At 44.7% G+C, this 13,971-nt stretch carries 9 protein-coding genes; 4 read left to right on the forward strand and 5 right to left on the reverse strand.

Going from position 1 to position 13,971, the window contains the following annotated elements:
• Positions 1-31: 31 nt before the first annotated feature.
• A complete protein-coding gene (locus DYADSP32_RS09535; protein WP_149242946.1) occupies positions 32-1,168 on the reverse strand; it encodes a carboxypeptidase-like regulatory domain-containing protein in 1,137 nt (378 codons plus the stop codon).
• Positions 1,169-1,399: 231 nt separating this feature from the next.
• Here DYADSP32_RS09535 and DYADSP32_RS09540 point away from each other — a divergent pair, with 231 nt between their 5' ends.
• Positions 1,400-2,962, forward strand: coding sequence for a DUF1800 domain-containing protein (locus DYADSP32_RS09540; protein ID WP_149242945.1), 1,563 nt, complete (start codon positions 1,400-1,402; stop codon positions 2,960-2,962).
• Between the two features lie 79 nt (positions 2,963-3,041).
• Positions 3,042-4,619 carry a DUF1501 domain-containing protein gene (locus tag DYADSP32_RS09545; protein ID WP_149242944.1) on the forward strand — a complete coding sequence of 526 codons (1,578 nt, stop codon included), beginning with the start codon at positions 3,042-3,044 and terminating at the stop codon, positions 4,617-4,619.
• A 19-nt stretch (positions 4,620-4,638) separates the two neighbouring features.
• Here the strand turns inward: DYADSP32_RS09545 and DYADSP32_RS09550 are convergent, their stop codons facing one another.
• The 3 genes from DYADSP32_RS09550 to DYADSP32_RS09560 are packed head-to-tail and all read right to left on the reverse strand — an operon-like array spanning position 4,639 to position 9,729.
• A complete protein-coding gene (locus tag DYADSP32_RS09550; protein WP_414617658.1) occupies positions 4,639-5,124 on the reverse strand; it encodes a hypothetical protein in 486 nt (161 codons plus the stop codon).
• Between the two features lie 25 nt (positions 5,125-5,149).
• Positions 5,150-6,589, reverse strand: a complete 1,440-nt coding sequence (locus tag DYADSP32_RS09555) for a SusD/RagB family nutrient-binding outer membrane lipoprotein (protein ID WP_149242943.1) — start codon at positions 6,587-6,589, stop codon at positions 5,150-5,152.
• A 38-nt stretch (positions 6,590-6,627) separates the two neighbouring features.
• The gene (locus tag DYADSP32_RS09560; protein WP_149242942.1) at positions 6,628-9,729 is read right to left on the reverse strand and encodes a SusC/RagA family TonB-linked outer membrane protein; all 3,102 of its coding nucleotides are present in this window, start codon (positions 9,727-9,729) and stop codon (positions 6,628-6,630) included.
• 218 nt (positions 9,730-9,947) lie between these two features.
• Between DYADSP32_RS09560 and DYADSP32_RS09565 the strand changes: the two genes are divergently transcribed.
• Both DYADSP32_RS09565 and DYADSP32_RS09570 read left to right on the forward strand, forming a co-directional pair.
• Entirely contained in the window at positions 9,948-10,316 is a 369-nt protein-coding gene (locus tag DYADSP32_RS09565) for a BlaI/MecI/CopY family transcriptional regulator (protein WP_149242941.1), read from the forward strand.
• A gap of 31 nt (positions 10,317-10,347) precedes the next feature.
• The gene (locus tag DYADSP32_RS09570) at positions 10,348-12,111 is read left to right on the forward strand and encodes a M56 family metallopeptidase (RefSeq protein WP_149242940.1); all 1,764 of its coding nucleotides are present in this window, start codon (positions 10,348-10,350) and stop codon (positions 12,109-12,111) included.
• Between the two features lie 52 nt (positions 12,112-12,163).
• On the opposite strand, the gene DYADSP32_RS09575 is transcribed toward DYADSP32_RS09570, so the two are convergent.
• Positions 12,164-13,927 (reverse strand): phospho-sugar mutase, encoded by a 1,764-nt coding sequence (locus DYADSP32_RS09575; RefSeq protein WP_149242939.1) that lies wholly within the window; start codon positions 13,925-13,927, stop codon positions 12,164-12,166.
• Positions 13,928-13,971: the final 44 nt, after the last annotated feature.

Consider the following 13,971-nt stretch of genomic DNA (forward strand, 5'->3'; position numbering starts at 1 on the left):
TTCCCCGATTCAGCAAGAAAATTTATATGTATCATTCATCCCGTTTCCAATCGGAAGGCAGCAAAGTTGAAAAACGGTCATTGCCCAGGTCGCCCGCAATTTCAAAATTCATGGGGTTAACCACCCATCCCTGTGGGGTAATGACAATAAACCCCTGGGGCATGGTGATCTGGGTATAGGCATAACCCATATCCGGATAGGGCGACCGCCCTCGTTTGTTGACATTAAAAACTTCCAGCTGCGTCTTTGAAACCACCAGCCGCTCCGTGGTAATCGACCCTTCCCGAATCAACCTTTCGCCACCGACCGGTATTATCCGATTGCCAATATGATTCCTCAGGGCATTGTAGCCGCCCGTATTTCTCACAGAACTGAACATCCGCAGCGAATCCGGGATTACCTGATACACCTTAAAACCATTTTCGGTGAGGCTGTCGGTTACCATGCTGGTCAACAGATGCTTTAGGGAGCCTCTGTAGGCCTGAACTTGATTCGCTCTCCATAATTTCTTCTGCAAATCATCCTGAGACTGCAAAAGCTCAAACCGTGTGCTTCCCCCATAATATACCTTGCCTTCAAAATAATCAAAGTCGTCCAGATCCTGGAAAATTCTATACCCGAGTGCCTCATTTTCTATAATCAGCGGCTTGCTGCTCTGTGCGCTCAAATGCCCGTTGTCGTCCATTGAGATTCGTAAAACTTCTGCATTGCGAATTTTGCACTGCTTACTGAACGGGCTGTTTCCCAGGAGCTCACGGGTTAATATTTTCAGATACTTTTCGCGATTCTTATTCTTACGGGCATAAATAGTGACACCCTCCAGTTCAGAGCCTTCTTTCATTTTAAACATGACAGACTTTTGTCCGGCTTGCTCAAAGCGAAGTGTTTGCCTTAGCGTCTCATATCCCAGGAACGAAACGCCGATATCCAGATTCCCTATTGCCAGATTACCCAATCTGTAATTGCCATTTTCATCCGCAGTGGTGCCTATTGTAGAATTATTGATAAAAACATTTGCAAATGGAAGCGGCTTACCCGTTTTGCCATCGGTAACTTTACCAGTAATGATTACAGCGCCGGGAGACTGAGCAAAAACGTCATTCCCGGACATAGCCAGGATGCACAGCAGGCAAAAAATTCTTCTAAGTATAGAGGCGTAAAAAAGCATTATTTAATGAATAAAAAAGGTTTTCCTCCCAAAGATAAGCGAGGCGAATTAATCCATTAACAGTAACGAAATCTTTTGGATATTTTGTTGCAAGAAAATCTATAGTCTTTCTCATTTGACAAAGCCAATAAAGTCTTAAACAAGTTGTAACTTATAAAAAAATGTGCCATTTAAACCTTTGAGGATAAACCTTGTCTGACCCAATAAGGCTCTAAACTTCCTCGAAACAATATGGCTTCACTCGATATACACGATCAACCCTTAACTGCTAAACAGGTTGCGCATTTATTGCGCCGGATAACCTTTGGCGGTGATCAGGACACGATCAAGCGCCTGACTGGTAAAACAGCCCGAAGTATAGTGGAAACGTTTCTTTCGGAAACGCCGCCACCAGCTCCCCCAAAAGACGCGCTCAATCAGCCCTTCCTGGGGTTGCCGTGGGGTTCACCCGGAAAGGATAACTCAGAACAAAATAAAAACGACAGCACCCGGCGGGCACTGGTAAAAGCATGGTGGCTGGCGCAAATGATGAATGAGCGGGTAAGTATTATCGAAAAAATGACACTTTTTTGGCAAAATCATTTCGTCTCAACCGCTACGGACGTTTCAGACGCACGGTTTATATATCTGCAATACCAGCTTTTGAGAAAGTACGCACTGGGCAATTTCAGAACTTTCGTCGTGGAAATCACCAAAGATCCCTCCATGTTGCTTTACCTGAACGGGAATCAAAATGTAACCGGAAAACCGAATGAGAATTACGGACGGGAATTACAGGAGCTCTTTACCATCGGATTAGGTCATTATGATGAAAATGATGTAAAAAACGCGGCCCGGGCTCTAACGGGTTGGCGACCACTTGGTTTCAGGAGCACCACCTCTGCTCAAATCAGTGTTGAGTTCAGGCCAGCACAACACGATACCGGAGACAAAATTTTTTCAAGCTATTATCAGGGAACGGCGATCAAGGGCCGATCCGGACCTACCGCAGGCGAAGTGGAATTAGGGGAGCTGATCGATATGATACTTCGCCAGGAACAGACGGCCATTTACATCGTAAGTAAAATATACCGGTGGCTGGTACAGGCCGAGATTAATGCTACCACGGAAAATGACATTATCAAGCCGCTGGCAGAGATATTCCGAAGCAATTATGAGATCAAACCTGTTCTTGAAAAGCTACTGACATCCCGGCATTTTTTTGATGAAACCCTGATGGGTTCGCAAATAAAATCCCCGTTGGATCTGATTATCGGCACCCTTGTCCACTTCAATGTGACCGTTCCGGATCCGGCCAATGATCGGGAGGCGTACGACCTCTTCACGCAATATATTGCTGCACGAGCCAAAGAGCAGCAGATGGAAGTTTTTGATCAGCCTTCGGTATTCGGATGGCGGCCATATTACGACACCGACTTTTACGAACTGTGGATCAATTCTACTACGCTTGCTCTGAGAGGCTCATTTACAGACACCATTATCAAAGGAAATGCCCGGCAAAAAATTGATATCGGCTCCCTTGATCAGGCAAAAAGAGTTTCCATACCATCGGACCCGGTGATACTGATCAATGAACTGACCACCCATTTGTTCGCATTCGATCTTACGGAGGCTCAAAAGAGTTATGTGATTGATGAAGTGCTTATTCCGGGACTTCCCCGATATGAATGGGGTCTCGAATGGAATAACTACATGAGCGATCCAGGCAATAAGGCCAAAGAAAACGCAGTGAAAATGAAGCTGGATAGTGTATTCCAATACCTTCTGCGCCTGGCTGAATTCCAGATGGGCTAGTATTAAATGAATGGTTTCAACGAGTGACTGATCATTCATACGCACCAAAAGACCTGATTAATCTAAACTTTTCGTTATCATGAAACGCCGGGATTTTCTTCAATATGCCACCTCCTCCTTCTTTCTGCCCCTGATTTTGGATGGTTATGGTGCAAAAGCTGAGTCCAGTGCCAGCTCTCCTTTTATGAAAGCCATGCTGGAACTTGCCGAAATCAACGACAAAATCCTGGTCGTAATTCAACTCAATGGAGGAAACGACGGTCTGAATACTGTGCTGCCTCTGGATCAGTACAGCACCTACACGGCCAGCACTTTTCGTTCTAACATTGCCATTCCGGAAAGCAGAGCGCTGAAATTGAACGGCTTTCCGCAAACAGGACTTCATCCCTCGATGACCGGGCTCCAAACGCTTTTTAACGAAGGTAAATTATCGATTGTTCATTCTACCGGCTATCCTAACCCCAATTTTTCCCATTTTCGTGCCAACGACATTTGGTACACCGGCGTAGACGCAGATAAACTGGCCACCACAGGATGGCTTGGCCGATACCTGGATCAATCGTATACCGATTTTCCGGAATCGTACCCAAACTCAAATTTCCCAGACCCTATCGCCATACAGATTTCTTCCATTTCGTCCACCACCTTCAATACCAATGGCGCCTCCGGTGCGCTTGCCATCCAGAATCCGGACACTTTTGCAAAAATAGTTGGTGAGAAACCTGTCGTTGAAAAAGGCGAGCTTCCTCCAACACCCGCCGGAAAATATACCGCGTTCGTACGCCAGCAGCAAACCTCTTCCGTGGCATACGCAGGCCAGCTAAAAGCTGCCGCGGACAAAGGGAAAAATCTGGTGGCTTATCCCACCGGAAATCCACTACTGGATCAGCTTAAAATCGTAGCAAGACTTATATCAGGCGGGCTTCAAACCAAGATTTACTACGTTACTTTAGGCGGATTTGACACACACTCCCAGCAGGTGGATGCCGCCGACAAAACGAAGGGAATTCATGCCAATCTTCTCAAGTATCTTTCTGATGGCATCAAGATTTTCATGGATGACTTGAAAGCAAACGGGAAGGCAGACAAGGTAGCCGGCCTGACTTTTTCCGAATTCGGCCGCAGGGCTATTTCCAACGGTAGTTTGGGAACGGATCACGGTTGGGCATCCCCTATGTTTGTTTTCGGGAATGCTGTCAAAACCCAGATCATTGGAAAAAACCCCGACTTAAAGGATCTGGAAGGAAATAACATCAAGATCCAAAATGATTTCAGGCAGGTGTATGCCTCGGTATTAACCGACTGGCTTGGCGCTACAGACGCCACAGTAAAGGATGTACTTTTCAATAAATCTTTTACAAACCTCCCCATTTTCAGAGAAACCATTACGGCTACTGAGCCCTTGGTCTTGGGTTCGGCAGTACTTTACCCCAACCCTTCGCAGCGTGAAGTCGTTCTGGAATCCGATTTAATGATGCCCGGAAGAGATAAGATAACCATCACCGACTTTTTGGGTCGTAGCCATTCCATATTGGGCACCTATTTATCAAACAGTAAAATAGCGTTAATCCTGCCCGATTTTCCAACCGGAAAGTACTTCATCCGGTTGGAAAATGACAGGCACGTTGTTGTAAAACCACTTATGATTAGCCGTTGAGGCTTTACTGAACACTCTTTTATTTATTGGTAGTTAAAGTAGCGGATTTCTGCGCTGATACCAGCCCGTTCTCTGCAACAATCTCCGCGAAAAAAACCCGCGTAGAGCCTTTGGTGTCCTGTGCCTTAATGGGTACAGCCAATACATAACTCCTCAAAACCGGATCATACTTTTGTGTTCCAGCAGGAATCGTGCTCACCAATGTTTGTGCTCCCGAAGTTGTTGCTGCCCAATAAACCCTGAATTCCTTCACAGGGACTTCACTGGTATATTCGATATTAAAATTAGTGGATGAACTTGCATCCGTGGTTAAACCCGAAATAATAGCGGTGCTGGACGAAGTGGTTCGGGTTGTTCCCAGCCAAACAATCGAAACCTGCGCCACCTTACCCTTACTTACTGTAAGCTCGCTGATCAGATCCGGTTCTTTATAACAGCCGCTAAGCAGCAAAACTGAAAACAGCATCATCCAAACCTGTGGTAGATATAAAAGCTTTTTCATCATGATTCTCAAGATTAGTGAATTAGGATTATTTTGAAAACATCCACATGGGAATAGCCGGAGCCTTTTGGTTTGCTTCGGCATTGCTGGTGTTCCTGGTTAACTCAGATGACGGATATTTCATGCGCTGAATACGTTTTCCAGCCAGATCCGCATTGATATTCTGCGGTAATGGGAAGTCCCAATAATCGTACTTTCTAAGATCAGTCCAGATATCCCCAATCAGAAACATGGATTTGTATTTTTCATGAAGGATATCCAAAAGCGTTAAATTGGGCGCGCCCACATTGACGGAAGATGCAGCCAAATATTTGACAATATCCGCCTCAGCAACGCCCAGTTTCTGCATACTGACTCTGGCAATTTCCAAATAGGCCTTATGGGCAGCCTCGGTAGTTCCCTTAGACGTGATCGTGCCGTCATTGACAAGAAACAACGCCTCAGCTTCAATGGCCTTGACTTCTGAAAAGGTCATTAATTGGATGGGTGAGGTAATGGATGAATGCCACGCTCTGATGGTAAAATCTACTGTTGAGCCTGCATTCGATCCTGGAAAAACACCCGAGTAAGTTGTTTGGCCATTCTTCAATGTAACGACTTTGGACAATCTCGGATCTACAATGCCTTGTACTTTGCCATTCATCATATCTACAAAAGTACTTCCATAGGTGACAGAAAGATTCCCAGTACCATTAGCCAAAGCAACCCGGCTATACCAGGGATTCAGGTTTTTAGAGTTATAGTTCAGCTGAAAATCGTCCTCATTGCCTTTCATTCCCTGTTGCAGCGCAGTTAATGCATTCTGAGCTACCTGTTTGGTATTCCTTGAAGACAAATGCATTAAATACCGTGCTTTAAGTGAATAAGCGAGGCGTGTCCATTTGGCCAAATCTCCACCATACACCAAATCATCGTTGCCTGGCTTTGGGCCTGTACCTTTTCCCAGTTCAATAATTGCTTCATCCAGAAGTTTTTGAATGGTATTATAAATATCAGCCTGACTATCATAAGCTGGCTGGAAATTTTTAGGTTCGTTGTCCGCGTTTGAATAAGGAACATTTTCCCAGTTCACCGCTGCCAGGCCTAAATTGTAAGCAAGCAAAGCTTTCGCTATTCCTGTGTAAGCGGGTACGTCTTCCGTCAGTCCCTTTTTTACGATGGTATTAAGCTGGGGAATAACATACAGGTATAAGGTCGACCATCCCGTAGCATTCTCCGACTCCGCGTAGGTATCAATACCGTTTGTCCCCAAATTACTGCTGATCTGCTGCCCATACTGGCACGCGACGAAAGCCTGTTGATAACTGGCCTCGCTGGTATAGAATTGCGCAGTCGGAAGCAGCTGCTGAACAGTGGCATCAGCCTTTAAGGTGGGGTCCACATTTACATCCAGAAAATTATCGCAGCCCGAAAGCAGGGTTAGTGCACCGGCTAAAACAAAAAAGTATATTCTTTTTATCTTATTCATGTCATTGAAATTAAAGATGGATCAATTAGGTGGGATGTTTAAAAATTAAGATTTACCCCAAACTGAAAGCTCCTGGTCGATGGATTATTCCGGCCCACAAAGCCAATAAGATTTGTACCGGACCCAAATGTCAATGCCTCCGGGTCGTATCCACGAAAGGGTGTGTTTAAAAATAGATTGGTGCCTGTTAAGCTGAATCTCACCCCGCCCTTGAATACCGAATTACCCAACATTGTTTTAGGCAATGAATAATTTAAGCTTGCTGTTCGGATCCTGAACCAGGAAGCATCCTGAATGTTCAGTTTTGACCAGCCATTAAAACGGGTGGATGTAGATGGATTGTACAATGCGTCATCCAGATAAACAACTCTTGTATTGGGCTTATAGTCATTCCCTTCCTTCACAACGCCATTAAATACAACCTGTTCGTATCTGCGTTCAGTCAGCTTTATGGATCCACTTCTTAAGGCATTTCTTTCTCCGAGGTCAATCACATCACCACCCTGGCGCCACTCCATCAATACCGAAAGGGCTAGGCCTTTGTAATTAAAGGTATTGGTTAAGCCCCCGATCCAGTCGGGTTGCGCATTACCATACTGGGTAAGCGTGGTGCTGGTTTCAGGGAATCCGGTAGTAGGGTTAATTAGCAATTGGCCATCCGGTGCCCTTTTGTAATCATAACCCCACAAATCCCCTACTTTACTCCCTTCCCTAACCTTTAACGATCCCACCGTATTGTCGTAATAGGATATCTCCTGAAGTTCCTTTGGCATTTCTATGACTCTCCCCCCCATTTTGGACCAGTTAAGGGATATATTCCATGAAAAATCCTTCGTTTGCACCGGTTTTCCGGATATGAGCAGCTCTACACCTTTATTTCGTATCAACCCGATGTTGGTATAATAAAAAGAGTAGCCCGATACATTGGAAACAGGAGCCCGAACAATCTGATCCTTACTATCCATAGTAAAGTAAGTCGCATCCACCATAAAACGATTCTTTAAAAACCGCAGTTCGGTGCCTACTTCTATTGACGTAGTTCTTTCGGGCCTAAGATTCGGATCTGCCGTAGTCAGCCTTCTGAAATACCCCTCCGTGGTGTTCGCGTATGGAAAGTTGTCGGTAATATCAAAATAGGACCCTGTCACGTAGGGGTCAGTGCCCTTACCCACCTGTGCCCACGAAGCTCTGAGTTTACCATAGGTGAAGATATTATTCTTAACCAGGTGTTCCGAAAAAATATAGCCAAGGTTGAATGAAGGATAAACAAATGAGTTGTTGGCGCTTGGCAGCGTGGAAACAATGTCGTTTCGGACAGTGGCATTCAAATAGAGGATTTCCCTGAAGCTCAGCTTGGCGTCTGCAAAAAAACTAACAATGCGAAAGTGCGCAGGCGAATAAAATCTCTGCTGCCTGTTTTGATAACTGGATAAATCATGGGTAAAAGGAGCATTCCAGTTTTCGCCCCTTATATAATAAGAATCAGGCCGTTCACTATCCACAATAGAATTCCCAACCATGACCGAGCCGTTCCAATCCTGATTAAAACTCTTTTGGGCAGTCACATAAAGATTAGAGTTTACTTCTCTGAAATTCAACTCTTCCTTTACCAGGAATCCCTTAACCTGGATACCCACATCGAAAGTACTGTCAACCTCCCGGCTCCGTGTTTCGTGATAGGTGTCGTAAGTGATCTGGTACTTGGCAGACAGCCAGTCCGTGAATTTATAATTCAGTGTTGCATCAGCAATATAACGGTTGATCTTATCAATGCGGGGGCTCTTTTCAACCAGATAACGAGGGTTATCCGTAAATCCCGGCAGGATATTCTTTTGCGTTCCGTCGGCATTCAGATAATCATTGACATCATAGGTATTTGGCCAATAGCCCAACGCACTAAAAATGGACTTATCTCCGGCAGGTGGGCGTTTACCACCCGAATTGATGTAATTAAATGATGCAGAAACATCGAACGATTTCGTAACGCTGTAAGCCCCGGCTACTTTTGCCGAAGTACGGTTAAAATTCGTGTTGGGAACAATTCCGCTTTGTGAATTCCTGCCGAGAGAAACATAAATATTACCTTTCTCACTTCCCTTGGTCAGACTGATATTATTGTTGTTCCTGATGCCCGTCCTGTAAAAACCCCGGAAGTTGTCATAAATTTTGTCCGTGGAATTTTGAGGATCCAGTACCGGGCCGAATGACTGATAGGGTGTCCTGCCGCTGGCAGAAAGAGGGACAAATTCGCCGAATCGGCCCTGCAAAAAGGTGGTTTGAATGTCGGGAGACTTACCTAAGACGTCCACGCCCACCGATGACGAAACCGAAATATTCAGTTTCCCGGATTTCCCCCTTTTTGTGGTAATGATAATTGCTCCATTGGAGGCCCTCAAGCCGTAAAGTGCTGTGGCAGCCGGGCCTTTAAGCACCGATATACTTTCAATGTCATCGGGATTAATATCCGCGGCGCGGTTGGTATTAGCAAATTGTTCTGAAGCACCCGGCGAATTACTGCCCGCACTGGGAAGCGGGTTCCCCGCGTTGGTTGAGTTACTGATAATGATTCCGTCGATCACAAACAGCGGTTGATTATCGGCTCCACCGCTCAACGAAGTAACTCCACGAAGTATGATGTTGACACCAGCCCCGGGTGCACCACCTGAGCCGGTAATAATCGCCCCTGCAATTTTACCCTGCAAGGCGCCTACCACATTCTGCTCTCCAGAGTTCCTGATTTCCTCCGCCTTCACGGATTGAACAGAATACCCAATAGCCCTCTTTTCCTGCGTTTGGCCCAGGGCGGTAACAACTACCTCGTTGAGCATGGATACGTCCGACTCAAGCTTAACATCAATCTTTTGAGCGTTTCCAACGCTAATTTCAACCTTTCTGAATCCGATAAAACTAAATACGAGTACGCCGCCGGGCGAGGCAATGATACTGTATTCACCATCGGTATTGGTGGTAGTCCCTTGGGTAGTACCTTTCAGGGACACGCTCACACCTGGAATCGGAGAACCCGCTTCGTCACTTACCTTTCCGGTTAATGCAAGGCTTTGGGCTGAAACAATTTGTACCAAAACGGTACAGATAAAGAACAAAAACCAGAATCTGGTTCGGGGTAAATTTTTCATCATAAATTGCTGTTAGGTTTTAGTTATGAATTAAAAAATACAGTAATAAAGCACTACAATTACTGGCAAGGATAAATATAACTACTTATTCCGGGTTTGCTACACACAATTTTATCGTCGAAAAACTATATCATTTCTATATTCTTTATATAAAACAGTCATTAAATTAAATTACTATAAAAATAGTTGGTTAACTATAAAAATAGTTTTATCTTTATTTCATGGATTCAGAAAAACTAACCAACAAAGAGGAGGAGGTCATGCAGGTGCTATGGACATTACAGAATTCATTTGTAAAAGATATGCTTCCCCTGTTTACAGAACCCAGATTACACTACAATACGCTATCAACCATCATACGAAATTTGGAAGAAAAGGGTTATGTGGGACACCGGCAATTTGGTAACACCTATGAGTATTTCCCGATTGTAAGCAAGGAGGATTATCAAAATCACTTCGTATTGAAAAAAGTAGTGGGTAATTATTTCAATGATTCTTACAAAGATTTGGTCGCCTATTTTGCCAAAAACGAGAAAGTAAGCCCTGACGAGTTGCGTGAGATCATCAGGATGATTGAAGAAGGAAAGTGAGCGTATCGAATAAAATTAAATAGCCATACTTATGCTGTTTCCATATCTGTTCAAAGTCAGTTTCCTGTTGGCCATATTAACAGTTAGCTATCGCTGGCTCATTCAATATGAAACGTTTTCCAAAATTAACCGGGTGCTTCTGCTTTTCAATATGGCCGCGGCCTGGTCTCTTCCGCTCATTCCGCTTCCCGACTGGGGACCGGTTAACGTACAAACGGAATTTCACCAGACCATTCCCAAGCTGGCAAAGGCAGCTCCGGATATTGCGAGAGAGATCGGACCAAGAGGCACTCCGAATGCGTTGGATCCCATTTCTCACTCATCCGAGGTTGACTGGGTTGCTCTCTTTTATCTGATTTACTGGTTGGGAGCTACCGTGATGATCGTTCGACTTTTGTATCAACTCAGGGAAATTGTAATTAAACTTTTATCAATTCCCTCAAAGCTGTATACAAAAGGCGTCAGATTGATTCAGGATCCGAAGACCATATCACCGTTTTCCTTTTTTTGTTGGATTATTTATAATCCTGAACGGCACTCAGATTTAGAACTACAGCACATTTTAGCTCATGAGTCGGAGCACGTCTCCCAGAAGCATAGCATTGATCTTCTTTTTGTTGAGTTGCAAAAAATAATGCTTTGGTTTAACCCTTTTGCATGGGTTCACCAGAAGCTTGTTCAGGAAAACCTCGAATACCTTGTCGATCAGTCAGTGCTGAGGGATGGATTTGAGAAGAAGCAGTACCAGCTGAGCCTTCTTAAAGTAGTAATGCGAACCAGTGAGTTACCGCTAACCAATTCTTTTGCCCAATCACTTTTAAAAAAACGAATCAAAATGATGAACCGAAAACCATCTAAGTTGTGGGTACTTGGGAAGTACACCCTTCTTATCGTTTTGCTCTACATGTCATCCGCCTTTGTAGCACCTTACAAAAAACAACTTATCGCGCTGGCACCAGCAATTACCAAATCGTTTGCTACCTCGGTTCTGCCGGAATCAACTAAGCCGTCGAAACCGGTTGCAGATGACGTTAACTTAAAGGCAGTTGTTAACCTGAATGATGCAGCACACTTGCCAAAACTATTGACAGGAGAAAAATTTGAAGATAACGATCCGCAGACGCCCACCACAAAGGGAATATTGATATCCAATGACACCCTTTACTGGGCAATTTCACCTCTGACAACCTGGGATGACATCAATCGCATGAAACAAGTTATTAAAAATTTCGGTTGTGAATTCAATATCACCTCAATGAAACTCGACCCTTTGAATCTGTTTTTGACCTCGGTTTCTGTCGACGCCAAAGCTCCCGGTGCCACCGGGGAAGCAAGCTCAACTGACATGGAAAAAGAGGAAGTATTTAAGCCAATGAGAATATGCTCGGGTTTTTTATGGCAACATGGACTGGGAATGGGCCAACTTCCACCGGCTGCTCTGCTTGCGTCTGTTGAATCAGACTATCAAAGGGCTTTGGCACTAGCAAAAGAGAATGAAGTGGCCTTTGGCGAGCTAGGAATCATGAGAAGCGTCGGCCGATCTTCCAGCACCGAATTCCCGAAACAATCCCTTGAAAAGGGTAATGGAGACTCATTTTTTATAAAAACAGGAATCGGGAAATCGCCCGGCAACACCGTAATGATTGGAGAAAAACTAAGAAACGCAGACTTCTTTCTCAATGCCAAACCAATCTCCTTAGACGAAGTCAATTCTTTAAATATTGACAGGTTAATCAGCGCGAAAATTGTTGGCAACACGGAAGGGAAATACTATGTGCTGTTAAGAGCGAAATAAAAATCGGGGCCAACATGCTGTGATGTTGGCCCCGATCCAATATAAAAGGTTATTATTTCAACCCCAGCTCCTCGCCTATTGCTTTCACTTTATCTTTCAAAGCGGCATAAACGCTGTCGAAATCCTCATTGTTTTCCAGAGCAGCCCGCACACCCACGTAGAACTTAATTTTAGGCTCTGTTCCAGACGGACGGCAGGTAAACTTTGTACCATCCTCTGTGAAGAACTGCAGCACATTAGAAGATTCAATTCCCATTTCACCAGAAGGAATGGTAGCCGTAACCCCACTGCCAAAGTCGGTCGTTGTCAATGCTTTGTAATCATCCATGCGGGTGACCGCCGAACCTGCCAACGTTTTGGGAGGATTGGCTCTGAAATCAGCCATCATTTGCTGAATCTCATCGGCACCTGCTTTTCCTTTTTTGGTTAATGAGATCAGCCCTTCGTAGTAGAAGCCAAACTGTTTGTAGATTTCCATCAACATATCAAACAGGCTCAACCCCTTGTCTTTCGCGTACGCTGTGAGCTCGGCCATCATTGCGCATGATGCGATGGCGTCTTTATCACGAACCGCATCGCCGATCAGATAACCGTAACTTTCTTCTCCACCACCAATAAATTGCTCTATCCCTTCCTTTTCACGAATAACCTGCGCTATGTACTTGAACCCTGTGAGGGTGTTATAACACTTCACATCATAAGCCTCCGCCATTTTGTCGATAAGATCGGTAGTTACGATGGTCTTACATACAAACTGGGTGCCGGTTAATTTCCCAGCATCTTTCCAGGCATTCAGCAGATAGTAGATCAGCACACTTGCCGTCTGATTGCCATTGAGCAACTGTATTTCGCCATGATGATTTTTAACGGCTATACCTACCCTGTCCGCATCGGGGTCGGTACCCATAACAAGGTCTGCATCAATTTCCTTTGCCTTGTTAACTGCCATCGACATGGCCTCACTTTCCTCAGGATTAGGATACACCACCGTTGGGAATTGTCCGTTACCATTGGGCTCTGCCTGCTCAGCAATCACGGTCACGGCAGTAAAACCCATTTTCGATAACAGAGATGGCACAAGTGTTACACCCGTTCCGTGCAACGGCGTATACACGATTTTCAGGTCCTTCTGACGCGCAATGGCGTCTTTGGAGATCGAAAGAGAGAGAATGTGATCCAGATATTTACCATCCACGTCAGCGCCAATCTTGGTAATTTTCGAAGAATCGCCTTCAAATTTTACATCATCTATGGATTGAATGGCATTTACTTCATCAATAATATTGGCGTCGTGTGGAGCCACTACCTGCGAGCCATCATCCCAGTACGCTTTATAACCGTTGTACTCCTTAGGATTGTGCGACGCGGTTACCACCACACCACTTTTACAGCCTAGCAGACGAATCGCAAAGGACAATTCGGGAGTGGGCCTTAACGCTTCAAAAAGATATACGGAAATACCATTGGCCGAAAATATGTCCGAAATTATTTGTGCAAATTCATCCGACTTGATACGGCTGTCGTACGCCACGGCTACACTTTTTGCTTCATTGGGGAAAGCCTTATTCAAATAGTTGGCCAGTCCCTGCGTAGCCGTGCCGACTGTATAGCGGTTCATTCGGTTCGACCCGATTCCTATCAGCCCCCTCAGACCACCGGTTCCGAATTCCAGATCCTTATAAAAGGAATCCGTCAGCTCGGTTTCGTTGCCGTCATCAATTAATTTTTGAATGTGTTGCTTTGTTTCAATATCATAATCACCGTCCAGCCAGCTTTTTATTTTGGCCATTACAGCCGGTTCGAGTTGAGAGGTCATAGTAAGTTTTGAATAAGATTTAAAAATAGTAAAGTTGTAAAATG

It is taken from the genome of Dyadobacter sp. 32 (genome assembly GCF_902506755.1).
In the GTDB taxonomy this organism is placed as follows: Bacteria; Bacteroidota; Bacteroidia; order Cytophagales; family Spirosomataceae; genus Dyadobacter.

Coding starts and splice junctions, on each gene's coding strand:
- DYADSP32_RS09535 (WP_149242946.1), bottom strand. CDS start 1,168: ATGCTTTTTTACGCCTCTATACTTAGAAGAATTTTTTGCCTGCTGTGC.
- DYADSP32_RS09540 (WP_149242945.1), top strand. CDS start 1,400: ATGGCTTCACTCGATATACACGATCAACCCTTAACTGCTAAACAGGTT.
- DYADSP32_RS09545 (WP_149242944.1), top strand. CDS start 3,042: ATGAAACGCCGGGATTTTCTTCAATATGCCACCTCCTCCTTCTTTCTG.
- DYADSP32_RS09550 (WP_414617658.1), bottom strand. CDS start 5,124: ATGATGAAAAAGCTTTTATATCTACCACAGGTTTGGATGATGCTGTTT.
- DYADSP32_RS09555 (WP_149242943.1), bottom strand. CDS start 6,589: ATGAATAAGATAAAAAGAATATACTTTTTTGTTTTAGCCGGTGCACTA.
- DYADSP32_RS09560 (WP_149242942.1), bottom strand. CDS start 9,729: ATGATGAAAAATTTACCCCGAACCAGATTCTGGTTTTTGTTCTTTATC.
- DYADSP32_RS09565 (WP_149242941.1), top strand. CDS start 9,948: ATGGATTCAGAAAAACTAACCAACAAAGAGGAGGAGGTCATGCAGGTG.
- DYADSP32_RS09570 (WP_149242940.1), top strand. CDS start 10,348: ATGCTGTTTCCATATCTGTTCAAAGTCAGTTTCCTGTTGGCCATATTA.
- DYADSP32_RS09575 (WP_149242939.1), bottom strand. CDS start 13,927: ATGACCTCTCAACTCGAACCGGCTGTAATGGCCAAAATAAAAAGCTGG.